The sequence below is a fragment of the Leisingera sp. ANG-M1 genome, assembly GCF_000813745.1.
GTDB lineage: Bacteria > Pseudomonadota > Alphaproteobacteria > Rhodobacterales > Rhodobacteraceae > Leisingera.
On sequence record NZ_JWLC01000027.1, the window covers coordinates 62,946 to 86,444 of the forward strand.

Here is a 23,499-nt window from a genome sequence, read left to right on the forward strand (position 1 = left end):
GCGCGTCCAGACCCCTTGTTGCCGTTTGCGGGACTGGCATTTGCTGCATCTGTGAGCTATCTGGCAAGGAAAGAACCCGCAGCGCCAGGCGTGCTGCCTTGGCGCAACGAAAGGCTGCCACATGAGCTTTGAAACCCCGGGGCCGGTTGAAGCGCAACTGCGCGGCGCCATCAGCCCGATTGAAGAGATCATCGAAGAGGCCCGCCAGGGCCGGATGTTCATCCTGGTCGACCACGAGGACCGTGAGAACGAGGGCGATCTGGTGATCCCGGCGCAAGCTGCGGATGCGGCGGCGATCAACTTCATGGCCACCCATGGCCGCGGGTTGATCTGCCTGACCCTGCCGGCCGAGCGGATTGAGGAGCTGGGCCTGCCGATGATGGCGCTGCACAACTCCTCGCGCCATGAAACCGCCTTTACCGTTTCAATCGAAGCGCGAGAGGGGGTCTCTACCGGTATTTCTGCGGCTGACCGGGCGCTGACCGTGGCCACCGCCATCGACCCTGAGAAAACCGCAGCCGACATCGCCACGCCTGGCCATGTCTTTCCGCTGCGCGCGCGCCGGGGCGGCGTGCTGGTCCGCGCGGGCCACACCGAGGCCGGCTGCGACGTCGCGCGCCTGGCCGGCCACTACCCGTCGTCGGTGATCTGCGAGATCATGAAAGAAGACGGCACCATGGCGCGTCTGCCTGATCTGGTGGATTACGCCAAGACGCACGATCTGAAGATCGGCACCATTGCCGACCTGATCGCCTACCGCTCGCGCAACGACAACCTGGTGGTTGAGACCGCTTGCAGCCAAGTCACTTCTGAGTTCGGCGGCGACTGGGAGATGCGGATCTTCACCGACCAGACCCATGGTGTGGAACACGTTGTGCTGATCAAAGGCGATATCTCCTCCTCCGGCCCGGTTCTGTGCCGCACCCATGCGCTGCACGAAGCCTCCGACCTCTTGGGCCTTGGCCCGAAACCGGCGGGCGAGCTGCCCAAGGCGATGGAGCTGATCGCAGCTGAGGGCAGGGGTGTTGTCTGCCTGTTCCGCGAGCCGCGCCATTCACTTTATGCGCCCGAGGATGAAGGTCCCCGCACCATCAAGCAGACCGGGCTTGGGGCGCAGATCCTCTCCAAGCTGGGCCTGCATGAGCTGGAACTGCTGACCGACTCGCCGCAAACCACCTACCTGGGCCTGGATGCTTATGGCCTTTCCATTGTGGGCACCCGCCCGATTTTGAAGGACGCTTGATATGGCTGGACATGAAACCCACTACACCCTGCCGCGCGCGGAATTCGACAAGCCGGTGAAGCTGCTGATCGTGGTGGCGCCTTACTACAAGGACATCGCCGACAATCTGGTAGCGGGCGCCGCAGCCGAGATCGAAGCCGCAGGCGGCACCTTTGAGATCGCCGAAGTGCCGGGCGCGCTGGAAGTGCCGACCGCAATTGCGATTGCCGACCGCACCTCGAATTTCGATGGCTATGTGGCGCTGGGCTGCGTGATCCGCGGCGAGACCACCCATTATGACACCGTCTGCAACGACAGCTCGCGCGCGATCCAGCTGATGGGGCTGCAGGGCCTGTGCATCGGCAATGGTATCCTGACCGTTGAAAACCGCAAACAGGCCGAGGTGCGCGCCGATACCGCCGATCAGAACAAAGGCGGCGGTGCTGCGGCTGCGGCCTTGCATCTGATCGCACTCACGCGTAAGTGGGGCGACCAGACCAAAGGCATCGGCTTCAAGGCGCCCGCAGGGGCGTACCAGGTTGCCGGTACAGATAACGGATCCACCAGCGCATGAGCACCCAGGACAGCCGCCCCAAGGGCAATGGCAAGAATCAAATGAGATCGGCAGCGCGGCTTTATGCGCTGCAGGCGCTGTTCCAGATGGAGCAGAGCAGCCAGACCTTTGACCAGGTGATCGTCGAGTTCGAAGACCACCGGTTCGGCGCTGTCTATGAAGGTGACGAGTTGGCGGAAGGCGATAACAAGATCTTCCGCAAACTGGTCCGTGATGCGGTGAATTACCAGGCGCCGATCGACCAGATGACCGACCGGGCGCTGGTCGCCAAATGGCCGATTGCCCGCATCGACCCGACCCTGCGGGCGCTGTTCCGCGCCGCCGGTGCCGAACTGCTGCAGTCCGACACCCCGCCGAAAGTGGTGATCAACGAGTTCGTCGACGTCGCCCGCGCCTTCTTCCCGGAAGGAAAGGAACCGAAGTTTGTCAACGCCGTGCTCGACCACATGGCGCGCGAGGCCAAGCCGGAAGCGTTCTGAGGCTGCCGGACAGATTTCGAGAGATGAAAGGCGCGCCCCCGGGCGCGCTTTTTGCTTGTACGGCAAAGGCTTCACAAAGACTGCGGCAATTTCCGCCGATGCGGCAAACTAGCGCTGGACGGCGCTGCAGAGGCTGCTAACCTCCCTTTGAAATTCTGGAGGACATGAGATGCCTGAACTGGTGAAGATGTACATCCGCAATGTTGTGATCGGCTTTGGGATCGCAGGCGCGTTTGTCGCAATGCTGCTGTGGTTCAACGTGATGAACCTTTGGTCGCTGGTCTCCACCTCGGATGCAGGTCTGCTGGCGGTGTTCCTTTTGTGGTTCATGCATGGCATCGTTTTTGCCGGCGTGCAGTTTGCCTGGGCGGTGATGGCGATGGCCGATAAGAATGGCGGTCCCCGCGGCGGCACCCCGGTGGAGCATCAGTTCCAGCCGGTACGGGTCCGCGCCGAAGCGCCCACGCAGCAACAGCGCCAGCTGCGCCGCCGCTGAGCTTCTGAAACGCTGAACATTCCGCCGTGCGTTCCATCCGGAAGGCGCGGTTTTTCTTTGCGGGGAGGGGAGAGAAGCGGCGGGACCACCAGTCAACCGTGCGGCTTTGATTCCCGAGGACCTGTATGTACAGGTGGGCGCCAGGTAAACGGACCAGGATCCGGACAGAGCCAGCTCCCTCGGAATTGCTTAAGGCCACCGGAATGCTGCCTGTCACGAGAAGGGCAGAACCCGCCAAGCCCGTAATTAGTCTGCCGGGGGCGCTGTTACAAGGGGGCTGCAGACCTGGCGCGTGAAATCCGGATAAATCCGCGGGATTGCTTTTTGTTCTCTAATTGTTCACATTCGGCAGCATGATGGAAAATCTGCAGCCCGGACAGAAGCTTGCCCGCGGGGTGTCGCGTTACCTGCGCTCGCTTGGCTTTGCGCCTCTTGAAGAATTTGTGCCTGCACGGGGCTTGCGCGTCGATGTGATGGCGCTGGGGCCCAAGGGTGAGCTATGGGTGATCGAATGCAAGTCGAGCCGCGCCGATTTCCAGTCCGACCATAAATGGGAGGGTTATCTGGAGTGGTGCGACCGGTATTTCTGGGCCGTGGACATGGAGTTCCCGGCTGAGCTGCTGCCCGATGGCACGGGGCTGATTATTGCGGACCCTTATGATGCCGAAGTCATCCGGATGGCACCGGAAGATAAGCTGGCCCCGGCGCGGCGCAAGAAGCTGACGCAGAAGTTCGCCATGGACGCCGCCCGCCGCCTGCAAGCCCTGCGCGATCCGCGGCCAGGCAAGGATGGCCAGCTGCTGGGCGGTGAAGAACAGCTGAGTTGAGCGCCGGAGGGGAGGGCTCCCGCGCCCGCAGGTGCCCCGGCTGCGCCGGAGCCCCTTAGCAGCCTTGGGCCCGGCAGCGCACCTGGCGGCGCGCTGCGGCAGGTGAACTGTTCAGGCGGTGGCATTCACCGCTGGCGGCTGATGCAGCAGTGCAATCGGGGCGTCCACATCCGTGGCCACACCGATCGCCCCGCCTTGCGAGACATTGGTGAAGGTTATGCTGCCGCCAGTGTCAAATGCCAGCGTCAGAGTGTCGCCGTCGCGGGTCATGCTGTAGGCCGTGGCGCCCATGTCCTTGAGCTGCACCATGGCATTGGCGCCACCCGACAGCTCTACCGTGTCGTTGCCGTCGCCATCGCTGTACTGCAGCGCCACGGTGCCGCCCCTCAGAGTGAAGCGATCATCGCCGGTGCCGCCGCGTGCGGCCAGGGTTTCGCCCACCTGCAGCTCAATCAGGTCATTGCCGGAACCGCCATCCACCTGGGCATAACCGCTGAGCGCCTGGCGCATTTTCTGTGCGGCGGATGCGTCCGGATCATACGGGGCAGCGGGGCCCTCATGCTGCCCGCGCAGGGCCCGCTGCGCGGCAACCGAAATCCGGTCATCGCCGGCGCCGCTCTTGATGCGCGACACCAGGGTTGCTGCTACCGCGATGCTGTCGTCGCCGTTCCCGGCCCGCAGCCCGCTCAGGGAGCCGGCCTGAATGGCAATGGCGTCATCGCCGCCGCCGGTGCTGATATTGCGGGCATGGCGGGCGCGGATCGAGAGCGAATCTGCATTGGCATATGGCTCCTGCCCCTGACGCCACCCGCCTTCGGCGCGGTCCCGCCCGGCCGGGCGGCCGGTATCGAGGTCGGTGTGGATGCCCCGCACAATGCGCCCTTCCAAAGCCACCGCATCGGCGCCGTCCCCGGTTGCAATCCCGCGGATCACATCGGCGCGCTGCTCTATCGTATCATCACCGGACAGGTCAGGCGCCGGTGCCGCCTGCGGTTCAGCCTCCGCTGCTCCGCCCGGCAGGCCTGTGATCAGGATCAACGCTACCGAATTCTGCGGCCAGGGCAGAGACGCCAGCGCCGTGAGCGCCTTGGCCATCTCGTAAATGCGCTTTTCGTAATAGGAGGCTTCGGGGCTGGCTGCGCTGGCCGGGGTGATTTCGGCCGGGGGCAGAGCGGCAGGCTGCAGACCCTCCTCTGCCAGTGCCGCGGCCTGTTCTTTCAGCGTCATTCCCCCAGGCGCCGGTTCCGGTTCATCCTGGACGGGCTCCGGCGCGGCTTCTGCCGGGGCACCGCCAAGCTTGACCAGTGCTTTTTGCACCTGCGGCTTTTCCCAGCCATGTGCCGCAGGCGGCAAGCCCTCGCGGCCCCTGCGGCCGTGCCCGCCATGCAGGGCATCAGCCTCTTTCTGAAGCTCATCCGCAGACAGGCCGAGGGCCGGGTTGATGCCATTCAGAGAGGCGCTGGCGCCGCTGGTCACGGCACTCAGCTGTGCCGAATAGAAAAAGGGATTTGCTGCACTGCCGATCGGGCTCACCATCTTACTCACTCCACAAACTGGTCGAGTGCAAGGGTGAGCCCCGGGGCTTTAGATTGATATAATATGTAAAATTGCAGTTCTGAAAATTCGCCTAAACAGTGGCGCGCATTTTCAGCGGTGCAGCCTCACTTGATGCTGCGGGCGGCCTGGGCTGCAGCGCGGATCTCATCTGCGATCTCTTCGGCCTCTTCCGGGTCGAAGTCCATTGGGATCTCCACGCCGCCGGCCTCGATGAAAATCCGCACCATGCCCTGGTCGGTCGGGCCGATTTGCAGGTTTGCCTCGACATCGCGTTCGGTATTGATCCCCATTTTGCACTCCCAAGCCGGTCAGCGGATTGCAGCCGGTGCTAGCCCGCCGCCGGCTGAAAGGCAAGCCGGGATTGCGCTACACTGGGGTATGACAGATGTGATCCTGCGCCGATTCGCGCCGAGCGACATGCAGTGGCTGGTGGCCCGCCACCAGGACCTCTATGCGCGCGAGGCTGGTTTTGACGGCAGCTTCGGCCCGCTGGTTGCCGATATTCTGCACAGTTTTTGCGCCGGTCATGACCCAGCCCGCGAATGCGGCTGGATCGCAGAAAGCGGCGGCGCGCGGCTGGGGTCGGTCTTTTGCATGAAAAAGGATGCGGATACCGCTCAGCTGCGGCTGTTTCTGCTGACACCCAAGGCGCGCGGCCAGGGGCTGGGCAAGCGGCTGCTGCGCGAATGCATGGGGTTTGCCCGCGCGGCAGGCTACAGCGGCATGATGCTGAAGACCCATGAAAGCCACCGCACTGCTTGCGCGCTTTACCAGGCTTTTGGCTGGCAGCTGGCTGGAAGCCGCCCGGTTCACAGCTTCGGCCAGGATCTGGTGGAGCAAACCTGGCTGCTGTCGTTCGTGACCGATGCCGGGTGACTTCCGGGCACGCAGGCTTTTGCGGAATTTGGGCGTGATTGCAAAAGCTTGTGGATAACTTTCCGGCCCAGACCCGGGCGCGGGCGGGGTTTTGCGGCCGGACAAACGGGGCATTGGAATTCTGTGACGGAAACGTAAAAAAACCTCTTGCGCGCCTCCGGGACGTGCTATAAATGCCCCCTCAGTGCCGCCTTAGCTCAGTTGGTTAGAGCGCTGGATTGTGGATCCAGAGGTCCCCCGTTCAAGCCGGGGAGGCGGTACCATCCTCTCTCCGAAAAAAATGACCTGCCGGAACCGATTGAGCAGTGCTGTTGCGGCGTCGGCCGGTGTCCTGCCGGGCAGGCTTATCCGCAACGGCAGGGGCCAAGCGGCCAGATTTTAGTCCGATGTGCCGGTTGTTGTGGTCGTCGTGGTCGTGCCCGAGCCGTCGTCGTCATTGGCAACAACAACAAGGAACAGCGCGCCGGTAACCGCTGCCGCGGTGGCACCCGCGGATAGCCCGGTTTCGGGCAGGCTTGCGGTTCCGGCCTGGGCAACAGCTTCGGCGCCGGGAGCCTGGCAGGTCACCTGCAGAGAGCCGTCTGGCAAGTAGCTTGCGGCAATCGGGACGCCGGCCCCGCAGGCCAGCCGCCGTTTGGCTTCGTCCAACGCCGGGTTTGCTGTCTGTGCGAGTACCGCCTGCCCGGCAACCGCAAATGGAATGGTCAGGGCAAATGCCCGCAAGGCACTGGTATGCATGAATAAACGACCTTATGATTAGGAACGTGTTAAGATTAGTTAGCGGCTGAGCGCCGGGCAACAGAGCGTGTTCCAAAAAGCCTGTTCGGGCAAGATACCGCGCAATCTTGCCGCGGGAATCCGGGGCGCCGGCGGTTTGCCGCGGGGGGTGATGAAATGTTCAAAATGATGTTTAAGGGCTTGAGTGCAGGCATTTCTTGCCTGGGAATGGCGGCTGTACCAGCTTCGGCGCAGGCGCCTGGGTCGATTGTCTATACGGTGGTGGTGCCTGCTGGTGAATTCGGTTCAGCGGCCTTCCTGGCGGAGCTGCTGGGCACTTTGGCGGCAGCCAAGGCATTCTGCCGTTCCACAGGTGATTCGGCCTTGCAGGTGGATTGCCTGTCCGAGCGGCTGGAAAACGCAGCGGCGGGCATTCCGCAAGGAACCGATTATGACGAGGTGCGCGGGGTGCTGAAGGACACCTCTGACAGGCTGAAGCGGCTGGCCCGCCAGAACCGCGATCCGGACCGGCGCCGGGTCACGGTCGCCAGCACGGCGAATCCGGCAGAACGGACGACCCGGCCGCTCACTCCGGTCAGCGCCGCGGCTCAGGCAGAGGTGAACTTGCAGGCTGCACGAATTCTGGAGGACGCTGCCACGGTTTTGCTGCGCAGTTCCGAACAGGCGCAGGCGCGGCAGAACCAATACGCCCAGATCGCGGCAGCGATCGACTCCAACAAGGTGCTGCTGCGGTCCTGAGCCTGGCATTCAGTCCTTGATCTGTACTTCCTGCCGCAGGTCTCCGGTCCCGCGGTCGAAGATCAGGATGCGGTTGTCCTGGCTGACCACCGCAATCCAGTCGCTTCCGAGGGTGACCGCCTCGGCCTTCACGCCCTCGGGCAGGGCGATTTCCGCGGGCAACGGTGTTTCGCTGGCCTGCAAGCGGATGACAAGCAGTGAGATAATCACTACAAGCCCGCCAATCATCACCACGGTCAGCGTGGTCACAAGCCGCCGCAGGAACCGGATCTGCGGCGGTTCCTGTTGGATTTCGGTCTCGGAAGGATCAGTCATGGGCAGCCGCCGGATTGAGTTTGTCATCGCGGAAAACCCGCCTAAGCGGCTTGATAAAGCGGTTTCGCGCGATGTGCCAGAGGAGGCGTCGCTGTCGCGCACCCGGCTGGCCCGGCTGATCGAGGAGGGCGCGCTGACGGTCGACGGCGCCGTGGTGCAGGACGCCAAGGCGCGGGTGGAAGAGGGCGCGCAGATTGCAATCGATGTGGAGGAGGCCGAAGACAGCCACATCGGCCCCGAGGACATCCCGCTGGAGATCGTGTTTGAGGACAATGATCTGATCGTCATTAACAAGCCTGCTGGCATGGTGGTGCATCCGGCGCCTGGCTCGCCCTCGGGCACCTTGGTGAATGCGCTGCTGCACCATTTCGGCGGCAATCTGTCAGGTGTGGGCGGCGTCAAGCGTCCCGGCATCGTGCATCGGATCGACAAGGAAACCAGCGGCCTCCTCGTGGTGGCCAAATCGGACGCTGCCCACCAAGGGCTGGCGGCGCAGTTCGAAAAACACACAGTTGAGCGTTATTATCAGGCCGTCTGCTATGGCGTACCGGATGGCAACGATCCGCGCCTGCGCGGCGTGAAGGGCGCCAGTTTCGAACCGGGCAATATCCTGAAGCTCACCACCCAGCTGGCGCGGCACAAAACCGACCGGCAGAAGCAGGCGGTGCTGTTTCAGGGCGGCCGCCACGCGGTGACCCGCGCCCGTATCTGCGAGGGCTTCGGCAACCCGGCCTGCGCGGCACTGATCGAATGCTGGCTGGAAACCGGCCGCACCCATCAGATCCGGGTTCATATGGCCCACGCCGGCCACAGCCTGGTGGGCGACCCCACCTATGGCGGCCGCCGCAAGCTGCCCGCCAAGGCGCTGAGCGAAGAAGCGCAGGCGGCGGTGCGCGCGTTTCCGCGTCAGGCGCTGCATGCGGCCGTGCTGGGTTTCGAGCACCCGGTCTGCGGCGAAAGCCTGCGGTTCGAGGCGCCGCTGCCGCAGGATATGGCGGATTTGCTGGCGGCTTTGCGCCAGTAAATTACCAGCAAATAAGCGTGTTCTGCCTTGTGATGCAATTCACAGACAGTCTGCGTCCGGATAACATAGAAGAATTCTTTAAGCGGTCCTTGAAAAGGATTTAGCGCTAACCCATATGCGCTGATGTTAAGTCCTTATACATTTGGGAGGGACACTTTAAATGGCGAATTATGCAAACCTGCCTGCCCCGACGCCCGAAGGCGGCCTGAACCGGTACCTGCAGGAAATCCGCAAGTTTCCGCTCTTGGAGCCGGAAGAGGAATACATGCTGGCCAAGCGCTGGGTTGAGGAGCAGGACGCAAATTCTGCTCACAAGATGGTGACCTCGCATCTGCGTCTCGCGGCCAAAATCGCCATGGGTTACCGCGGCTATGGATTGCCGCAGGCCGAAGTGATCTCCGAGGCCAACGTCGGCCTGATGCAGGCGGTGAAACGCTTTGATCCGGAAAAGGGCTTCCGCCTGGCAACCTACGCCATGTGGTGGATCCGCGCCTCGATCCAGGAGTACATCCTGCGGTCCTGGTCGCTGGTGAAGCTTGGCACCACTTCGGCGCAAAAGAAACTGTTCTTCAACCTGCGCAAGGCCAAGGCCCGCATCGGCGCGCTGGAGGAGGGCGATCTGCGTCCCGAGAACGTCGCGCGGATCGCCACTGACCTTGGCGTGACCGAGGACGAGGTGATCTCGATGAACCGCCGCATGTCGGGCGGCGATGCTTCGCTGAACGCCACGGTTGGTTCCGAAGGCGAAGGCACCATGCAGTGGCAGGACTGGCTGGAGGATGAAGATGCCGACCAGGCTGGCGATTACGAGGCCCGGGATGAGCTCGAGGCCCGACGCGAGCTGCTGACCGCCGCGCTGGACGTGCTGAACGACCGCGAGAAGGACATCCTGACCCAGCGCCGCCTGATGGACCAGGCGGTGACCTTGGAAGAGCTGAGCACGCAGTACAATGTCAGCCGCGAACGCATCCGCCAGATTGAGGTGCGGGCGTTCGAAAAGCTGCAGAAAAAGATGCGCGAGCTGGCGATGGAAAAAGGCATGCTGACCGGCGCCTGATCCCCGCGCAGTCTGGCAGAGCAAAGGCGGTGCATTGCACCGCCTTTTTTTTGTGCGTGAGAGCTGCCGGGGGTGCGGGCAATGATGCTGGCTTTACGGCAGTGGCCCAGACCATTTGTTTCGCGTGCGAAACAATGGGTCAGATTTGCTGACTTGAAAGGCTGGCGGATGCTGGCGGGACACCTGTCTGGCGCGGGCCTGGCACATAGGCTGGGTGCGTCGCGGGATAGGGGCTGGCAGAAATGCTGGCACGGTCACTTAGGCGTGGCTGGCTAAAATCACTCTGGTTGCTGGCGGAGCTTGCTGTCTGGCTGTCCCGAAGGATGGCTGGAGCGCTGGCTGCTTGCGGCCTGGTGATTCTGGCTTGCTTGCAATTTCTGTATTCTGTTTAGGTGATCTGCCGGTGCGGGTCAATGGAAAATGCAATAAAATCAAATAGTTGATAGATTTACTCGGAAATTGCCGCGGCGCAGGGCTGGCCAGGGCCCGTCCCCGCGCTTAGATTCATCTCTCTGGTATAGGAGGAGGAGCCATGGCAGGCGGCTGGGCGCAGGACGGCGCGGTGAATGAGCAGATCGAAGCCTCGATCAATGACGAGCTTGCGCGGATGAAGGCGCAGAAACGCCCGGTGGGCGAAAGCCTCACCCATTGCGCCGAATGCGAGGAGCCGATTCCGGAAAAACGCCGCATCGCCCTTCCCGGCGTCAAGCTCTGCATCGAGTGCCAGCAGGAACGCGATGGCGCCCACCAGATGCGCGGCGGCATCAACCGGCGCGGCTCCAAGGACAGCCAGCTGAAATAGGCCGCCGGTGGGGGGCGCCCTGTGCCGCAGGGCGGGGCCGCTGAAACAGCTTCCCCGCGCCGCGTGCCGGTGCTATATCGCGAACAGGGCTCACGAGGCGATGGCGTCGCCGGAGAGCGGTTTGCTCTCGCCCAATACTCACGCTCCTGTACGCCGGGACTTTCAATCGGGAGATTGAAGGCCCCGCCTTGTCTCCCTGAAATCAAGGAGGCATCCATGGCCTGGTCGCCGGGAAAAACCGAAGTCAAAAGCTGGAATGAATGGGACACGCTGCGCCATGTGATTGTGGGCCGCGCCGATGACTGCCACATCCCGCCGGAAGAGCCCGCACTGGATGCCAAAGTGCCGGAAGACAGCGACATGCGGGGCCAATGGGGCCGCCGCCCGCAGGAAACCATCGACCGCGCCAATGAGCTCTTGGACAATTTTGCCGATCAGCTGCGCGGCCGCGGCATCCGGGTGGACCGTCCGGTGTCGATCGACCATTCGCAGCCCGTCACCACCCCGGACTTCCACACCGACAGCCAGTTCGGCTGCATGCCGCCGCGCGATGTGCTGCTGACCGTCGGCCATGAGATGCTGGAAGCCACCATGTCCTACCGCTGCCGCTGGTTTGAGTACCTGAACTACCGGCCGCTCTTGAAGCAGTACTGGGAGGAAGATCCGAACTTCCGCCACGAGGCCGCACCCAAGCCGCGCCTCACGGACGCGGATTACCACCCGGATTACCTGAGCGACAAGATCGGCGAGGCCAAGCGTCTGGAGTGGGCGGCGGAGAAATTCTTTGTCACCACCGAGGAGGAGCCTTTGTTCGATGCCGCCGACGTGCTGCGCTTTGGCAAGGACCTGGTGGTGCAGCATGGGTTCACCACCAATCTCAAGGGCATTGAGTGGCTGCGCCGCCACTTCCCGGAGCACCGGGTGCACACGGTGAACTTCCCCGGCGACCCGTACCCGATCCACATCGACGCCACCTTCACCCCGCTGCGCCCGGGGCTGATCCTGAACAACCCGCAGCGCCGCCTGCCGGAGGAGCAGCGGGAAATGTTCAACAAGAACGGCTGGGACATCGTCGACGCGGCGCAGCCCGCCCACAACACCCCGCCGCCGCTGTGCTATTCCTCGACCTGGCTGTCGATGAACGTGCTGGTGCTGGATCCCAAGACTGTCTGCGTCGAGAAGTCCGAGGTCTATCAGGCCGAACAGATGGACAAGCTGGGTATGGAAGTGGTCGAGGTCGAGCTGCGCGACGCCTATGCCTTCGGCGGCGGCTTGCACTGCTGCACCGCGGATGTTTACCGCGACGGCGACTGCGAGGATTACTTCCCGCATCAGTAAGCTCTTGGGGCGATATGATACAGCCACCCGCGCTTTGCGGGTGGCTGTTACGCGGTTAGAGCGGCGTGAAATCTACCAATCGCCCAAACCAATCGCCCAAGGAACAAAAGTTTTACTACTGCATTCGTTTGCAATGAACACGGTTGCGGGCATCGCGAAGCAAGAGACGCTTTTTATTCAGTTTCAATACATCGGAAACGTTGGTTTGCCCAATGAGATCAGCCAGAAACGCCTTAGCCTCGTGTGAGCCCATTCTTTCAGTCCCCTCTACCTCAAATTCTGCCAATTCGGCGTGGCTGGTGTGTTCGGTTAGGCTGCCCTGGGCAAGCACCCATGTCCCAGAGGCTTGTCCTGTGGACTTGACTCGCACGCCTTGTCTGATCCCATCGCCTGCAAAGCGGGAGGTGAAGGTTCCGTCGCTTTTGTAGGTGATGGTTGTCTTTACTGCGCTGCCAACTTTGCAGTCCCATGATCCTTCAATGCCGCCAGCCATTAGCGGTTCCGCGGAAATTGCTGCAAAGAAAATTGCAATGTGCATCTGAAGTAGGCGCAAGGGGTTGTCTCCCTTTTCAATCAGTTAGCTCTGTGATTTTCAAATTTGAGATGTGGCGGTAATTCCATCCGCAGAATGTATTGCGGTCCGGCGATGCCGTGCGGATGGATGCCGCCGGTGTCTGCAAACCCGCCCCTGCGGTAGCAACGCAGAGCGCCGAGGTTCTGCATGTTAACCGTCAGCACAACCGCATTGCGGCCCGGGTAGCGGGCAGGCAGATAAGTCTTAAGCGCTTTCACGGCGGCTGTTGCATGGCCTTGGCCCTGGTGCTCGCGGCTGATCATGAAGGCGCGCAGGCCCAGTTCGTCCGCTTCGGCAAAGCGGTAGGTCTCGTAGTACAGCCGGTCGATCTTGAAAAAGCCCACCGCGCGGGGACCGTCGAGAATGGCGTGAAAATCCACGCCGTCCTCGTCTTCGTCAAACGCCTGCGCCACAGTGCCAGAGTAGCGGACCTGATCCGGCTCCACCTGGATATGGGAGACCAGATCAAACTCGCTGCGGGCAACCGGGCGCAGGCTGAGGCGCATCAGTCCTCCATGGCTTCCAGCTCGTCAATGAAGCCGGAGATCATGCTGAGGCCCTTGTCCCAGAACTTGGGGTCGGAGGCATCGAGGCCAAAGGGCGCCAGCAGCTCCTTGTGGTGCTTTGAGCCGCCTGCTTTCAGCATCTCGAAATACTTGTCCTCGAAGCCCTCGCCGCCCTCGGCGTAGACCGAGTAGAGCGCGTTCACCAGCCCGTCGCCGAAGGCATAGGCGTAGACATAGAAGGGCGAGTGCACGAAGTGGGGGATATAGGCCCAGAAGGTTTCGTAGCCTTCCATGTAGTCAAAGGCTTCGCCCAGGCTTTCCGCCTGCACCGACATCCAGATGACGTTGATGTCATCCGGAGTCAGCTCGCCCTCGGAGCGGGCGGCGTGCAGTTTGCATTCGAAGTCGTAAAAGGCGATCTGGCGCACCACCGTGTTGATCATGTCCTCAACCTTGCCCGCCAAGAGCACCTTGCGCTGCTCCTGGGTCTCGGCGTTGTCGAGCATCTTGCGGAAGGTCAGCATTTCGCCGAAGACCGACGCGGTTTCTGCCAGGGTCAGCGGGGTGGAGGAGAGCATCTCGCCCTGTTCGGCCGCCAGCACCTGGTGGACGCCATGGCCCAGTTCGTGTGCCAGGGTCATTACGTCGCGCGGCTTGCCCAGGTAGTTGAGCATCACATAGGGGTGCACGTTGGTGACGGTCGGATGGGCAAAGGCGCCGGGCGCCTTGCCGGGCTTCACGCCTGCGTCGATCCAGCCGTCGGAGAAGAACGGCGCCGCAATCTCGCCCATGCGGAGATCAAAGGCGTTATAGGCATCCATCACTGTCTTTTCCGCGTCTGCCCAGCTGACCACTGAGGTGTCTTCCAGCGGCAGCGGCGCGTTGCGGTCCCAGACCTGCATTACATCCAGCCCCAGCCATTTGCGCTTCAGCTCGTAATAGCGGTGGGAGAGCTTGGGGTAGGCGGCAACCACGGCTTCGCGCAGCGCCTCGACAACCTCGGGCTCGACGTCGTTCGAGAGGTGGCGGCCCGTCTGGGCGCTGGGCATGCCGCGCCAGCGGTCGATGATTTCCTTTTCCTTTGCTTGCGTGTTGTGGACGCGGGCAAAGGTCTTGATGTTCTCGGCAAACACCCGCGCCAGCTCGCGTGCTGCGGCCTCGCGTTTGCTGCGGTCTTGCTCGGTCAGCAGGTTCAGGGTGCCTTCGATGTTCAGCTCTTCACCGCCGACGGTAAAGGTGAGGCCTGCGATGGTCTCGTCAAACAGCTTTTCCCAGGCGTCGCCGACGATGCCGAGGTCATGCATGAATTTCTCCAGCTCATCGGACAGCTGGTAAGGCTTCATCGCGCGGATGCGGCGGAACACGCTGTCATAGCGCGCCAGTTCCGCATTGGCGGCCAGATGCGCCTGCATGGCGTCGTCTTCGATCCGGTTCAGCTCCAGCGTGAAGAACACCAGCGGGGTGGTGGCGATGGTCACCTTCTCCTGGCAGTTGGACAGGAAGGCGGCGCGGTCCGCATCGGTGGTCAGCTGGTAGTAGCGCAGGCCGGCAAAGGACATCACCCGGCCCGCGATGTTGTTGATCTTCTCGTTGCGTTGCACGCATTCCAGCAGGCCGTCTGCGTCCAGGTCCGCCAGCTTGCCTTCATAGTCGGCGGCAAATGCGGCGCATTCCTGCTCGAGCCAGTCCAGATCGCGGGCCAGTTCGGGGGCGTCCTCAGACGCATAAAGATCGCTGAGGTCCCATTCCGGCAGATTGCCAAGACCATCGGAACCGGCAGAGGCGTTTGCGTCGCGGACGGGGAAGGGAAGCTGGAACATGGGGGCTCCTGTCATGAGAAATGCTTTGACCCAATACCTAAGCGGCGCCTTGCGGGATCACAAGCAGAGGGAGGCTGATCAAAAGAAGATCAGCGGGAGTTTAACGGAAATTGGTAAGGGGCGGGTAAAGCCACCGCGCGGCTGGCGGCAACGGGGCTTAGCCGCAGTGCTGTTCGAACAGGGCACACATGCGGGAGAATACATGGGCACGGATTTCCGGGGTTTCCATCATCACCTCGTGCTGGCCGCCCTTGATGATGTCCAGCTCGCCACCGGGCCAGCGCTCCATGCGGTCGTGGATGGCATCCGTGTTCACGATCTGCTCATCAGAGCCAAGGAAGGTGATGCAGGGCAGGGCAGGCGAGGGCTGGCCGGCCAGCCAGGCGCATTCCTGCAGGCTGACGCGCAGCCACTGAATGGTCGGCCCGCCAAGCGCCAGATCCGGCTGTGCAGCCAGCTGTGCGTGCATCATCCGGTACATGTCCGGGTCAGTGGTCAGCGTGTTGCCTTCAAAGGGGGTGATTTGAACGTATTGCTCCAGCGAAGTGGTGGGCAGCAGCAGTTCGTCCAGCCGCAAGTAGGGGGCGATACTGCCAAGGAAAGTGGCAAAGGGGCGCAGCAAGGCCGGGATTTGGATGCCCCACATCGGACCGGTGAAGCAGCAGGCCTTGACGTCCAGCCCCTGCATTGCCGCACGCAGGCCGATGGCGCCGCCCATGGAATGGCCGACCAGGAACCAGGGTTTGGGCAGATCCAGCTGCCCGGCCAGCCGGGTTACTGTTTCAACGTCCTTCTGGAAATCGGTGAACTCTTCCACGTGGCCCAGCCGGCGCTCGTCCAGCATCCGGTCCGCCAGACCCTGGCCGCGCCAGTCAACGGTAAGAGTGGCACAGCCGCGGGCGGCAAATTCATCTGCCGCAGGCCCGTATTTTTCGATGTATTCGGTACGCCCGGGGAAGAGCAGGACCGTGCCCTTGGCCTCCCCCTCCGGGCGCCAGTGGCCCGCGCGCAGGCGCAGGCCGTCTGATGCATGTATCCAATGGGCCGCCCCGCCGGCCGGGCCTTGCGCAATATCCGCAAACAGCGGCGCAGGCTGCAGTTCGGCCAGGGCGCCGTCCATCAGGCCAGGACCGACGCGAGCTTCATCGCGGTGCCCATGTCGCCATCCACCGACAGTTTGCCGGACATGAAGGCAGAAGTCGGGTTCAGATCGCCTTCAAGGATCGATTGGAAAGTATCAGCGTCCGCCTTCAGCGTAACATCGGCGTCCTCGTCGCTGACCCGCACGCCGTCAGCGTCCAGAACAATGGCGCCCAGGCCTTCAATTTCGAATTTTGCCGAGGCATCAAACGCGCCTGCGTCCAGTTTTGCCCCCAGCGCCTCGGCGGCTTGTGCCAGAATATCGCTCATATCAGGTCCTCAATCGGTTTTGCGCGCTTATAGCACAAAGCTGTGAATTATCTGCAGCCAATACTGGAAAATGCAGCGCGCGGGATTACACTGGGGGCATCATGATGGCAAATCACCCAAAGCTCAAAGCTATCGTGGCGGCAACGGCGGCCACAGTCATGTTTTCCCTGCCCGGGCAGGTTTTTGCGCAAGTTTTGTCTGCTGAGACCCTGTTGCAGGACCTGGCCCTGTCGGAGGCGTCCGAGGCTGCGGCGATTGACCGCGAGCTGCAGGCGCTGTGGGCCAAGAGCGGCTCGCCTTCGATGGATCTGCTCTTGCGCCGCGGGACCGACGCGATGGAGCGTGGCGACTTGCAGGCCGCAGCGGAGCATCTGACCGCGCTGACCGATCACGCACCGGATTTTGCCCGTGGCTGGTATGAGCGTGCACGCACCTATTTCGCAATGGGGCTCTATGGCCCGTCCGTTGCCGACCTGGAACGGGCCTTGGCCTTGAACCCGAATGACTACAACGCCATCTATGCGCTGGGCGTGCTGTGGGAGCAGTTCCGGAACCCTGAACGGGCCTACCAGGCCTACCAGCGTGCCAAGGCTATACATCCGCACCATGAGGAAGTAAGCAGCGCCCTCGAACGATTGAAGCCCTTGGCTGAGGGCAAGGAACTGTAAGGCCCCACCGGGGCGGGGCGGAAATTATGGCAAGCGCATCGCGGATCGTGGCCGTTCTGGGCCCGACAAATACCGGCAAAACCCATTACGCCATCGAACGGATGCTGGGCTACCGCACCGGGGTGATGGGCTTTCCCCTGCGCCTTCTGGCGCGCGAGGTCTACGATAAGGTGGTGGCCGCCCGCGGTCCCTCGGTGGTGGCGCTTGTCACCGGCGAAGAGCGGATCGTACCGCCACGGGCGCAATACTGGATCTGCACGGTCGAGGCGATGCCGGAGGGCATGGGCTGCGACTTCCTGGCCATCGATGAAATCCAGCTTTGTGCCGATCCGGAACGCGGCCATGTCTTCACCGACCGTCTGCTGCGTGCCCGGGGCACTTCCGAGACCCTGTTCCTAGGCGCCGACACCATGCGCGGGCCGATTTCCGCTTTGGTACCAGGTGTCGAATTCGTGCGCCGCGAGCGGATGTCCGATTTGGCCTATGCGGGTTCGAAAAAGATAAGCAGGATGCCGCCACGCACCGCAATCGTCGGATTTTCGGTTGATAATGTCTATGCAATTGCCGAGCTGATCCGCCGCCAAAAGGGCGGTGCAGCGGTAGTGATGGGGGCGCTCAGCCCGCGTACCCGCAATGCGCAGGTGGAACTCTATCAGAACGGCGAAGTCGATTACCTGGTGGCCACTGACGCCATCGGCATGGGGCTGAACCTGGACATCGACCACGTCGCGTTTTCCTCGACGCGCAAGTTCGACGGTCGCCGGATGCGCGATCTGGCACCCAATGAGCTGGCGCAGATCGCAGGCCGTGCTGGCAGGGGGATGAGCCACGGCACCTTCGGAGTCACCGGCGATGCCAGACCGCTGGACGAGGGCACCGCCTCGGCGATCATGAACCATCAGTTCACGCCGCTGAAGAAGCTGAACTGGCGCTCGGCCGACCTGCAGTTCGGCACGGTGGAGGCGCTGATTCATTCGCTCGAATCAAGCCCCTCGAACGAGAACCTGATCAAGGCACGCGAGGCGGATGACCTCGGCGCGCTGAAAATGCTGTCACGCGAATCTGGCATTATCTCGCGCACCACCAATGCGCAATCGGTAAAGCTGTTGTGGGATGTTTGCCGGATCCCCGATTTCCGCGGCATCTCCCACGCTGAGCATGCCTCGCTTCTGGGGGTGATTTTCGAGCATTTGCACGGTGGCGGCGTGGTGCCGGACGACTGGATGGCTCGCCAGATCAAGCGAATTGACCGCACCGACGGCAACCTCGACACATTGTCGAAAAGATTGGCATTTATCCGCACGTGGACATATGTCGCGCAAAGGAATGGATGGCTTCGTGACGAAAGCCATTGGCGCGGGGAGACGCGCGCTGTAGAAGACAGGCTGTCGGATGCTCTGCACGAGCGTTTGACTCAGAGATTTGTGGACCGGCGCACGTCTGTGCTGCTGCGCCGGCTCAAACAGAAGGAGGCCCTTTTGGCCGAAGTGAATGACAAGGGTGAAGTGACGGTCGAAGGAGAATTCGTCGGCCGTCTCGAGGGGTTCCGGTTCAGCCCGGACAAGAGCGCGCAAGGCACCGAGGCGAAGGCCCTCAAGGCGGCCTCGCTGCAGGCTTTGGCACCGCAATTCCATCTGCGTGCGGACCGGTTCTACAACGCGCCCGATACCGAGATCGATTTTACCGAGCAGGGCGGCCTAATGTGGGGCGAGCATGCCGTGGGCAAGCTGGTTGCCGGCGCTGATGCGCTGAACCCGCAGATCGAGGTGTTTGTGGATGACGCCGCAGGCCCGGACGTTGCCCAGAAGGTCGAACGCCGCCTGCTGCATTTCATCACCCGCAAGATCAACGCGCTGTTCGAGCCGCTCTTGAACTTGCAGAAGGACGAAGAGCTGTCGGGCCTGGCCCGCGGTTTTGCCTTCCGTATGGTCGAAAACCTGGGCGTGCTGCCGCGCGCAGGTGTTATGCAGGAAGTCAAGGACCTGGACCAGGATGCCCGCGGCGCGCTGCGCAAGCATGGCATCCGGTTCGGCCAGTTCACCATCTTTATGCCGCTCTTGCTGAAGCCCGCGCCGACCCGTCTGCGCCTAGTGCTGTGGTCGCTGGCCAACGGTCTGCAGGATTTCCCCGAGGCGCCGCCTCCGGGCCTGGTCACCGTACCGTCGATCAAGGACGCGCCCGAGGGTTATGACACCATGTCCGGTTACCGCGCGGCTGGCGAGCGGATGATCCGCATCGACATGCTGGAGCGTCTGGCTGACATGCTGCGCGCCGAAGACAGCCGCGGCGGCTTTGAAGCCAAGGCCGACATGCTGTCGATCACAGGCATGACGCTGGAGCAGTTTGCCGATCTGATGCAGGGCCTGGGCTACAAGGCCGAGAAGGGCGAGCGCGAGAAGGTGAAGCCGGTTGCGGCTGAGCCGGAAGCAAAGCCTGCCGAGGCTGCCGCTGAGGAAGCACCTGCAGCAGAAGAGGCTGCTGCAGAAGCACCTGCGGCGGAAGAGGCTGCGGCTGAAGCACCTGCCGCGGAAGCTGCTGCAGAAGCACCGGCGGAGGCACCTGCTGAAGAAGCACCTGCGGAAGCGGCTGCAGAGGCCAAAGCCGAAGCACCCGCCGATGCGGAGCCGGAGGTGGAAGTCTTCTACACCTTCACCTGGGGCGGCAACCGCGGCGGACGCCAGGGCGGCGGCCAGCGCCAGCAGAACCGCCGTCCGCAGGGCGATGGCAAACCGGCAGGCAAGGGCAAGCCGCGCGGCGCCAAGGGCGGCGACCGCGAGGGCGGCCGCGGCAAGCCGGGCCGCAAGGGCGGTCCCCGCCAGGACCAGGGTGCCAAGACCTATTCCTCGCGCCCGCCCAAGAAGGAAAAGCAGATCGACCCGGACAACCCCTTTGCCGCTGCGCTGATGGGGCTGAAACAGGGCGACTGACCCGGCCATGACTGAGGCGGCGCCCAAGATCCGCATCGACAAGTGGCTGTGGCATGCGCGGTTTTTCAAAACCCGCAGCCTGGCCGCCAAACAGGTCAGTGCGGGCCATGTGCGCCTCAACGGCACCAAGGCTCTGAAACCGGCTCAGAACGTCACCCCCGGCGACGTTCTGACCTTCGCTCAAGGCAAAGTGATCCGCGTGGTGCGGGTCGAGGCCATCGGCGAGCGCCGCGGCCCGGCGCCGGAAGCGCAGGGGCTGTACTTCGATATGACGAAAAAGCAGGAAAATGTTCCTGCCAATCCGAAATTCGAGGGAAAAGGCCGTCCGGACAAAAAAGCCCGCAGGGCGCTTGATCTTAAGCGCAGCCAAGATACCCTTTGACGGCTTGAAGAGTTCGCCCGACTGGATTAGCTAGGCGCCAAACGCAAGACGGGACTCGGTACAATGACCTATGTGGTGACGGAAAACTGCATCGCCTGCAAATACACCGACTGTGTCGAGGTATGCCCGGTGGACTGCTTCTATGAGGGCGAGAACACCCTGGTGATCCACCCCGATGAATGCATCGACTGCGGTGTCTGCGAACCGGAATGCCCGGCGGACGCAATCCGTCCGGACACTGAGCCGGACATGGACAAGTGGGTTGAGTTCAACCGCAAGTACGCCGAGCTGTGGCCTGTCATCGTCTCCAAGAAGGATCCGATGCCGGGTTACGAGGAGCGCGACGGCGAAGAGGGCAAGCTGGAGAAGTATTTCTCGGAAGCGCCCGGCGAAGGCGGCTGATTCTCTCGATCACGCGGCAATGCCGTATTTGTGCGGAGAACCGCCGTATTCTCAGGGGTTTTTACGAACCCTTGCCAGCAGGCCGCCTTTCGGGCGGCCCTTTTTTATGGTATGCTTAACGGACAATAGACATAAACAATCGGAGTCCGCCCCCGGCGCACGCCTTGAGCAGTGCGTGTCATGGGCGGTATTTCTGCGGAGATAATGTCCTGGGGGCTGGTCACGATACACTGACCGGAACCGGGCGTTTTTTCGCCAAAAACGCCGGATCCGCCCGGCTGATGAGTGAGGAAGAACCTGTATGACCAAGTCGAAGAAGCTCGAATTCCGCCCCAATGATTACGTGGTCTACCCGGCGCATGGCGTTGGCCAGATCATCTCGATCGAGGAGCAGGAAGTGGCTGGCTTTGCGCTGGAGCTGTTCGTGATCACCTTCGAAAAGGACAAGATGACCCTGCGGGTGCCGACCAATAAGGCCACCGAAGTGGGGATGCGCTCCCTGAGCTCGCCGGACGTGATTGCCCAGGCGATGAAGACGCTCAAGGGCAAAGCCAAGGTGAAGCGCGCCATGTGGTCGCGTCGCGCCCAGGAGTATGAGCAGAAGATAAACTCCGGCGACCTGATCTCGATCGCCGAAGTGGTGCGCGATCTGCACCGCACCGATGATCAGCGCGAGCAAAGCTATTCCGAGCGCCAGCTTTATGAAGCTGCGCTGGAGCGTCTGACCCGCGAAGTGGCCGCCGTTTCCGGCAACGACGAAATCGCCGCTGCCAAGCAGGTGGACGAAGTGCTGACTTCTCGCGCTGCCTGATCCGACCGGATCGCTGAATTTGAAGGCCGTTCCTGTGAAGGGGCGGCCTTTTTCTGTGCCCGGGCCCGGCTCAGCCGCAGATGGCGAGGAGGGTGAGCAGCCCGGCAATCTCCGCCGTTTGCTGCGCTGCGCCAAGGATATCACCGGTCTGGCCGCCGATTTTGGCTTTGGCCAGCACGCCAAGGCCCGCCGCTGCGGCGCCTATGGCCAGCGCAGTGGCAAGTGCGGCAGCGCCGATCACCGGCAGTGACAAACCAATTGCAAGGAGGGCAGCCAGCAGGCAGGGCAGGGCGCGGGGGCGGCCGACGGTCTGCGACAGCCCTGCCGCGCGCGCATTGGGCAGAGCGGCCATCAGCGCGGGCATCACTGCGCGGCTCAGCATGGCCAGCGGCAGCAACACCCAAGGGCCCGCAACCTGGAGCAAGGCGGCTAGGGCGCTCCAGCGCAGGCCAAATCCCAGGATTAGCGCGATCACCCCATAGGCGCCAATGCGGCTGTCCTTCATGATCTCCAGCCGCCGCTCGCGGGTGAAGCCGCCCCAAAGCCCGTCTGCAGTATCGGCAAGCCCGTCCTCATGCATCGCGCCGGTCAGCATCACCTGAACTGCAAGGGCGAGCCCTGCGGCCACCATGGCAGGCAGTCCAGCAGCGAGGGCCAGTGCCGCCAGCAGCGCTGCAGGCAGGCTGACCGCCAGCCCGGCCAGCGGGAACGCCCAAACCGCCTTGGCTTGACGCTGGAAAGCGTCAGCTGGCAGATGCGGCAGCGGCAGCCGGGTCAGCAGCACCAGCGCCAGAGCCATGTCTTTTGCCTGAATGTCGTTTTTTCGCATCTGCGGGCCTATTGGAGGGCTTGCGGCGTTTCGGCCAGCGGTTAAACAGTCTGGAACCGCTTTATCCGCGTCACCCACTCAGATGCAACGAGGCAATACAATGCTGCCACAGCTTTCCTCTCTTGATGATTTCCGCGCCGCACTGGCAGGCGCACCTGCGCAGGACCAGGCGGCAGTGGATGGCGCCGCCGCGCGCAACACCCAGCTGACCAAGCCGCCAGGCGCGCTGGGACGGCTGGAGGATCTGGCCGTCTGGTACGGGGGCTGGCGCGGCACTGACCGGCCGGAGATCACAGCGCCGCAAGTGATTGTCTTTGCTGGCAACCACGGGGTGACGGCGCAGGGGGTCTCGGCCTTTCCGGCGGAAGTGACGGCACAGATGGTGATCAATTTTGAACACGGCGGCGCTGCGATCAACCAGCTGGCCCGGCTCGCCGGTGCCCGTATGGATGTGCACGCGCTGGAGCTGGACCGGCCAACCGCCGATTTCACCCAAGCCCCCGCAATGAGCGGGGAGGAGCTGCTGGCGGCGCTGCAGGCAGGCTGGAATGCCGTTGATCCCAGCGCCGACCTGCTGGTGGTCGGCGAGATGGGGATCGGCAACACCACCCCCGCGGCGGCCCTGGCCTGTGCTCTGTTTGGCGGCGAAGCGGCGGATTGGACTGGCCGGGGCACCGGCGTTGATGACGCAGGCCTGGCCAATAAGACCCGGGTGGTGGCCGAGGGCATTGCACTGCACCACGCGGCAATCAAAGACGGCCTGGACGCACTGGCCTGCCTGGGCGGGCGTGAAATCGCGGCCATGGCGGGCGCCATCGCCGCTGCGCGGATCCTGCACATTCCGGTGATCCTCGATGGTTTCATCTGCTGCGCGGCGGCGGCGTGTCTTGAAAAAACTGCGGATGGCGCACTGGACCACACCGTGGCAGGCCATCAAAGCGCTGAAGGGGCGCATCCCGCGCTGCTGGAAAAACTGGGCAAGGCTCCTTTGCTGTCCCTTGGACTGCGGCTGGGCGAGGCATCCGGCGCGGCATTGGCAATTCAGGTGCTGAAAGGCGCTGTTGCCTGCCACAGCGGGATGGCCACTTTCGCCGAAGCAGGGGTCACCGACGGCTAGGGGGTGGCGA

At 62.8% G+C, this 23,499-nt stretch carries 27 protein-coding genes and 1 tRNA gene; 18 read left to right on the plus strand and 10 right to left on the minus strand.

The features are described from left to right. The first annotated feature begins 121 nt into the window (after positions 1–121). The 5 genes from ribB to RA19_RS22095 all read left to right on the plus strand — a co-directional run bounded on the left by ribB (position 122) and on the right by RA19_RS22095 (position 3,598). The gene (gene ribB, locus RA19_RS22075) at positions 122–1,243 is read left to right on the plus strand and encodes a 3,4-dihydroxy-2-butanone-4-phosphate synthase (RefSeq protein ID WP_039167005.1); all 1,122 of its coding nucleotides are present in this window, start codon (positions 122–124) and stop codon (positions 1,241–1,243) included. Position 1,244: 1 nt separating this feature from the next. After that, positions 1,245–1,796: a 6,7-dimethyl-8-ribityllumazine synthase gene (locus RA19_RS22080; protein ID WP_039167008.1), complete on the plus strand. Its 552-nt coding sequence runs from the start codon at positions 1,245–1,247 to the stop codon at positions 1,794–1,796. After that, the gene (nusB, locus tag RA19_RS22085) at positions 1,793–2,275 is read left to right on the plus strand and encodes a transcription antitermination factor NusB (protein WP_039167011.1); all 483 of its coding nucleotides are present in this window, start codon (positions 1,793–1,795) and stop codon (positions 2,273–2,275) included. Before RA19_RS22080 ends, nusB begins: the two co-directional genes overlap by 4 nt. A 169-nt stretch (positions 2,276–2,444) precedes the next feature. Beyond that, complete coding sequence (locus tag RA19_RS22090) at positions 2,445–2,771, plus strand: hypothetical protein (RefSeq protein ID WP_039167014.1); 327 nt, start codon at positions 2,445–2,447, stop codon at positions 2,769–2,771. 353 nt (positions 2,772–3,124) lie between these two features. Continuing rightward, positions 3,125–3,598, plus strand: coding sequence for an MmcB family DNA repair protein (locus tag RA19_RS22095; RefSeq protein WP_039167018.1), 474 nt, complete (start codon positions 3,125–3,127; stop codon positions 3,596–3,598). 111 nt (positions 3,599–3,709) lie between these two features. Here RA19_RS22095 and RA19_RS22100 read toward each other — a convergent pair whose 3' ends face one another. Together RA19_RS22100 and RA19_RS22105 are read right to left on the minus strand one after the other, a co-directional pair. Next, complete coding sequence (locus RA19_RS22100) at positions 3,710–5,134, minus strand: hypothetical protein (RefSeq protein WP_039167019.1); 1,425 nt, start codon at positions 5,132–5,134, stop codon at positions 3,710–3,712. A gap of 125 nt (positions 5,135–5,259) precedes the next feature. After that, positions 5,260–5,445 carry a DUF6324 family protein gene (locus RA19_RS22105; protein WP_039167023.1) on the minus strand — a complete coding sequence of 62 codons (186 nt, stop codon included), beginning with the start codon at positions 5,443–5,445 and terminating at the stop codon, positions 5,260–5,262. Positions 5,446–5,533: 88 nt separating this feature from the next. Between RA19_RS22105 and RA19_RS22110 the strand changes: the two genes are divergently transcribed. Beyond that, positions 5,534–6,031, plus strand: a complete 498-nt coding sequence (locus tag RA19_RS22110) for a GNAT family N-acetyltransferase (RefSeq protein ID WP_039167026.1) — start codon at positions 5,534–5,536, stop codon at positions 6,029–6,031. Positions 6,032–6,217: 186 nt separating this feature from the next. Continuing rightward, positions 6,218–6,294, plus strand: a tRNA-His gene (locus RA19_RS22115). Between the two features lie 115 nt (positions 6,295–6,409). Here RA19_RS22115 and RA19_RS22120 read toward each other — a convergent pair. After that, positions 6,410–6,769, minus strand: coding sequence for a hypothetical protein (locus RA19_RS22120; RefSeq protein ID WP_039167028.1), 360 nt, complete (start codon positions 6,767–6,769; stop codon positions 6,410–6,412). Between the two features lie 207 nt (positions 6,770–6,976). Here RA19_RS22120 and RA19_RS22125 point away from each other — a divergent pair, with 207 nt between their 5' ends. Continuing rightward, a complete protein-coding gene (locus RA19_RS22125) occupies positions 6,977–7,507 on the plus strand; it encodes a hypothetical protein (RefSeq protein WP_241479124.1) in 531 nt (176 codons plus the stop codon). A gap of 9 nt (positions 7,508–7,516) precedes the next feature. Here the strand turns inward: RA19_RS22125 and RA19_RS22130 are convergent, their stop codons facing one another. Further along, entirely contained in the window at positions 7,517–7,822 is a 306-nt protein-coding gene (locus RA19_RS22130; RefSeq protein WP_039167033.1) for a DUF6476 family protein, read from the minus strand. Here RA19_RS22130 and RA19_RS22135 point away from each other — a divergent pair. From RA19_RS22135 to RA19_RS22150, 4 genes are all read left to right on the plus strand, one after another. Continuing rightward, positions 7,821–8,846: an RluA family pseudouridine synthase gene (locus tag RA19_RS22135; protein WP_039167037.1), complete on the plus strand. Its 1,026-nt coding sequence runs from the start codon at positions 7,821–7,823 to the stop codon at positions 8,844–8,846. The two genes, RA19_RS22130 and RA19_RS22135, sit on opposite strands and share 2 nt — an antisense overlap. A 160-nt stretch (positions 8,847–9,006) precedes the next feature. Further along, positions 9,007–9,903 (plus strand): RNA polymerase sigma factor RpoH, encoded by an 897-nt coding sequence (gene rpoH, locus RA19_RS22140; RefSeq protein ID WP_039167040.1) that lies wholly within the window; start codon positions 9,007–9,009, stop codon positions 9,901–9,903. Positions 9,904–10,435: 532 nt separating this feature from the next. Then, positions 10,436–10,705: a DksA/TraR family C4-type zinc finger protein gene (locus RA19_RS22145; protein WP_039167044.1), complete on the plus strand. Its 270-nt coding sequence runs from the start codon at positions 10,436–10,438 to the stop codon at positions 10,703–10,705. Between the two features lie 216 nt (positions 10,706–10,921). Next, positions 10,922–12,043 carry a serine/threonine protein kinase gene (locus tag RA19_RS22150; RefSeq protein ID WP_039167048.1) on the plus strand — a complete coding sequence of 374 codons (1,122 nt, stop codon included), beginning with the start codon at positions 10,922–10,924 and terminating at the stop codon, positions 12,041–12,043. 115 nt (positions 12,044–12,158) lie between these two features. Here RA19_RS22150 and RA19_RS22155 read toward each other — a convergent pair whose 3' ends face one another. The 5 genes from RA19_RS22155 to RA19_RS22175 form a co-directional block, all read right to left on the minus strand. Beyond that, positions 12,159–12,581: a hypothetical protein gene (locus RA19_RS22155; RefSeq protein WP_039167050.1), complete on the minus strand. Its 423-nt coding sequence runs from the start codon at positions 12,579–12,581 to the stop codon at positions 12,159–12,161. A 35-nt stretch (positions 12,582–12,616) separates the two neighbouring features. Then, entirely contained in the window at positions 12,617–13,123 is a 507-nt protein-coding gene (locus RA19_RS22160) for a GNAT family N-acetyltransferase (RefSeq protein WP_052261986.1), read from the minus strand. Next, on the minus strand, positions 13,123–14,943 hold the full coding sequence (locus RA19_RS22165) for a M3 family oligoendopeptidase (RefSeq protein ID WP_039167053.1): 1,821 nt from the start codon (positions 14,941–14,943) through the stop codon (positions 13,123–13,125). The genes RA19_RS22160 and RA19_RS22165 overlap by 1 nt, the downstream gene beginning before the upstream one ends. A gap of 157 nt (positions 14,944–15,100) precedes the next feature. Further along, on the minus strand, positions 15,101–16,063 hold the full coding sequence (locus RA19_RS22170; RefSeq protein ID WP_039167056.1) for an alpha/beta hydrolase: 963 nt from the start codon (positions 16,061–16,063) through the stop codon (positions 15,101–15,103). Continuing rightward, complete coding sequence (locus RA19_RS22175; RefSeq protein ID WP_039167058.1) at positions 16,063–16,353, minus strand: SCP2 sterol-binding domain-containing protein; 291 nt, start codon at positions 16,351–16,353, stop codon at positions 16,063–16,065. The genes RA19_RS22170 and RA19_RS22175 overlap by 1 nt, the downstream gene beginning before the upstream one ends. A gap of 101 nt (positions 16,354–16,454) precedes the next feature. On the opposite strand from RA19_RS22175, the gene RA19_RS22180 reads away from it, so the two are divergent. The 5 genes from RA19_RS22180 (at position 16,455) to RA19_RS22200 (ending at position 21,543) form a co-directional block, all read left to right on the plus strand. Then, positions 16,455–17,021 carry a tetratricopeptide repeat protein gene (locus tag RA19_RS22180; RefSeq protein WP_039167061.1) on the plus strand — a complete coding sequence of 189 codons (567 nt, stop codon included), beginning with the start codon at positions 16,455–16,457 and terminating at the stop codon, positions 17,019–17,021. A gap of 26 nt (positions 17,022–17,047) precedes the next feature. Continuing rightward, positions 17,048–19,948, plus strand: coding sequence for a helicase-related protein (locus RA19_RS22185; protein WP_039167064.1), 2,901 nt, complete (start codon positions 17,048–17,050; stop codon positions 19,946–19,948). 7 nt (positions 19,949–19,955) lie between these two features. Next, positions 19,956–20,330, plus strand: coding sequence for an RNA-binding S4 domain-containing protein (locus RA19_RS22190; protein WP_039167066.1), 375 nt, complete (start codon positions 19,956–19,958; stop codon positions 20,328–20,330). A gap of 63 nt (positions 20,331–20,393) precedes the next feature. Next, a complete protein-coding gene (fdxA, locus tag RA19_RS22195) occupies positions 20,394–20,732 on the plus strand; it encodes a ferredoxin FdxA (protein ID WP_039129428.1) in 339 nt (112 codons plus the stop codon). 301 nt (positions 20,733–21,033) lie between these two features. Then, the gene (locus RA19_RS22200; protein ID WP_019294694.1) at positions 21,034–21,543 is read left to right on the plus strand and encodes a CarD family transcriptional regulator; all 510 of its coding nucleotides are present in this window, start codon (positions 21,034–21,036) and stop codon (positions 21,541–21,543) included. 70 nt (positions 21,544–21,613) lie between these two features. Here RA19_RS22200 and RA19_RS22205 read toward each other — a convergent pair whose 3' ends face one another. Next, positions 21,614–22,372: an adenosylcobinamide-GDP ribazoletransferase gene (locus RA19_RS22205; RefSeq protein ID WP_039167069.1), complete on the minus strand. Its 759-nt coding sequence runs from the start codon at positions 22,370–22,372 to the stop codon at positions 21,614–21,616. Positions 22,373–22,472: 100 nt separating this feature from the next. Between RA19_RS22205 and cobT the strand changes: the two genes are divergently transcribed. Continuing rightward, positions 22,473–23,489 (plus strand): nicotinate-nucleotide--dimethylbenzimidazole phosphoribosyltransferase, encoded by a 1,017-nt coding sequence (gene cobT / locus RA19_RS22210; protein WP_039167072.1) that lies wholly within the window; start codon positions 22,473–22,475, stop codon positions 23,487–23,489. Positions 23,490–23,499: the final 10 nt, after the last annotated feature.

Bases quoted from the DNA above. Each gene is read 5' to 3' on its own strand.
- RA19_RS22125 (WP_241479124.1), top strand. From the start codon at position 6,977: ATGGCGGCTGTACCAGCTTCGGCGCAGGCGCCTGGGTCGATTGTCTAT.
- RA19_RS22160 (WP_052261986.1), bottom strand. From the start codon at position 13,123: ATGCGCCTCAGCCTGCGCCCGGTTGCCCGCAGCGAGTTTGATCTGGTC.
- RA19_RS22200 (WP_019294694.1), top strand. From the start codon at position 21,034: ATGACCAAGTCGAAGAAGCTCGAATTCCGCCCCAATGATTACGTGGTC.
- RA19_RS22110 (WP_039167026.1), top strand. From the start codon at position 5,534: ATGACAGATGTGATCCTGCGCCGATTCGCGCCGAGCGACATGCAGTGG.
- cobT (WP_039167072.1), top strand. From the start codon at position 22,473: ATGCTGCCACAGCTTTCCTCTCTTGATGATTTCCGCGCCGCACTGGCA.
- RA19_RS22190 (WP_039167066.1), top strand. From the start codon at position 19,956: ATGACTGAGGCGGCGCCCAAGATCCGCATCGACAAGTGGCTGTGGCAT.
- RA19_RS22095 (WP_039167018.1), top strand. From the start codon at position 3,125: ATGATGGAAAATCTGCAGCCCGGACAGAAGCTTGCCCGCGGGGTGTCG.
- RA19_RS22185 (WP_039167064.1), top strand. From the start codon at position 17,048: ATGGCAAGCGCATCGCGGATCGTGGCCGTTCTGGGCCCGACAAATACC.
- RA19_RS22170 (WP_039167056.1), bottom strand. From the start codon at position 16,063: ATGGACGGCGCCCTGGCCGAACTGCAGCCTGCGCCGCTGTTTGCGGAT.
- nusB (WP_039167011.1), top strand. From the start codon at position 1,793: ATGAGCACCCAGGACAGCCGCCCCAAGGGCAATGGCAAGAATCAAATG.
- ribB (WP_039167005.1), top strand. From the start codon at position 122: ATGAGCTTTGAAACCCCGGGGCCGGTTGAAGCGCAACTGCGCGGCGCC.
- RA19_RS22080 (WP_039167008.1), top strand. From the start codon at position 1,245: ATGGCTGGACATGAAACCCACTACACCCTGCCGCGCGCGGAATTCGAC.
- RA19_RS22155 (WP_039167050.1), bottom strand. From the start codon at position 12,581: ATGCACATTGCAATTTTCTTTGCAGCAATTTCCGCGGAACCGCTAATG.
- RA19_RS22105 (WP_039167023.1), bottom strand. From the start codon at position 5,445: ATGGGGATCAATACCGAACGCGATGTCGAGGCAAACCTGCAAATCGGC.
- RA19_RS22120 (WP_039167028.1), bottom strand. From the start codon at position 6,769: ATGCATACCAGTGCCTTGCGGGCATTTGCCCTGACCATTCCATTTGCG.
- RA19_RS22180 (WP_039167061.1), top strand. From the start codon at position 16,455: ATGATGGCAAATCACCCAAAGCTCAAAGCTATCGTGGCGGCAACGGCG.
- RA19_RS22090 (WP_039167014.1), top strand. From the start codon at position 2,445: ATGCCTGAACTGGTGAAGATGTACATCCGCAATGTTGTGATCGGCTTT.
- RA19_RS22205 (WP_039167069.1), bottom strand. From the start codon at position 22,372: ATGCGAAAAAACGACATTCAGGCAAAAGACATGGCTCTGGCGCTGGTG.
- RA19_RS22130 (WP_039167033.1), bottom strand. From the start codon at position 7,822: ATGACTGATCCTTCCGAGACCGAAATCCAACAGGAACCGCCGCAGATC.
- rpoH (WP_039167040.1), top strand. From the start codon at position 9,007: ATGGCGAATTATGCAAACCTGCCTGCCCCGACGCCCGAAGGCGGCCTG.
- RA19_RS22165 (WP_039167053.1), bottom strand. From the start codon at position 14,943: ATGTTCCAGCTTCCCTTCCCCGTCCGCGACGCAAACGCCTCTGCCGGT.
- RA19_RS22135 (WP_039167037.1), top strand. From the start codon at position 7,821: ATGGGCAGCCGCCGGATTGAGTTTGTCATCGCGGAAAACCCGCCTAAG.
- RA19_RS22145 (WP_039167044.1), top strand. From the start codon at position 10,436: ATGGCAGGCGGCTGGGCGCAGGACGGCGCGGTGAATGAGCAGATCGAA.
- RA19_RS22150 (WP_039167048.1), top strand. From the start codon at position 10,922: ATGGCCTGGTCGCCGGGAAAAACCGAAGTCAAAAGCTGGAATGAATGG.
- RA19_RS22100 (WP_039167019.1), bottom strand. From the start codon at position 5,134: ATGGTGAGCCCGATCGGCAGTGCAGCAAATCCCTTTTTCTATTCGGCA.
- RA19_RS22175 (WP_039167058.1), bottom strand. From the start codon at position 16,353: ATGAGCGATATTCTGGCACAAGCCGCCGAGGCGCTGGGGGCAAAACTG.
- fdxA (WP_039129428.1), top strand. From the start codon at position 20,394: ATGACCTATGTGGTGACGGAAAACTGCATCGCCTGCAAATACACCGAC.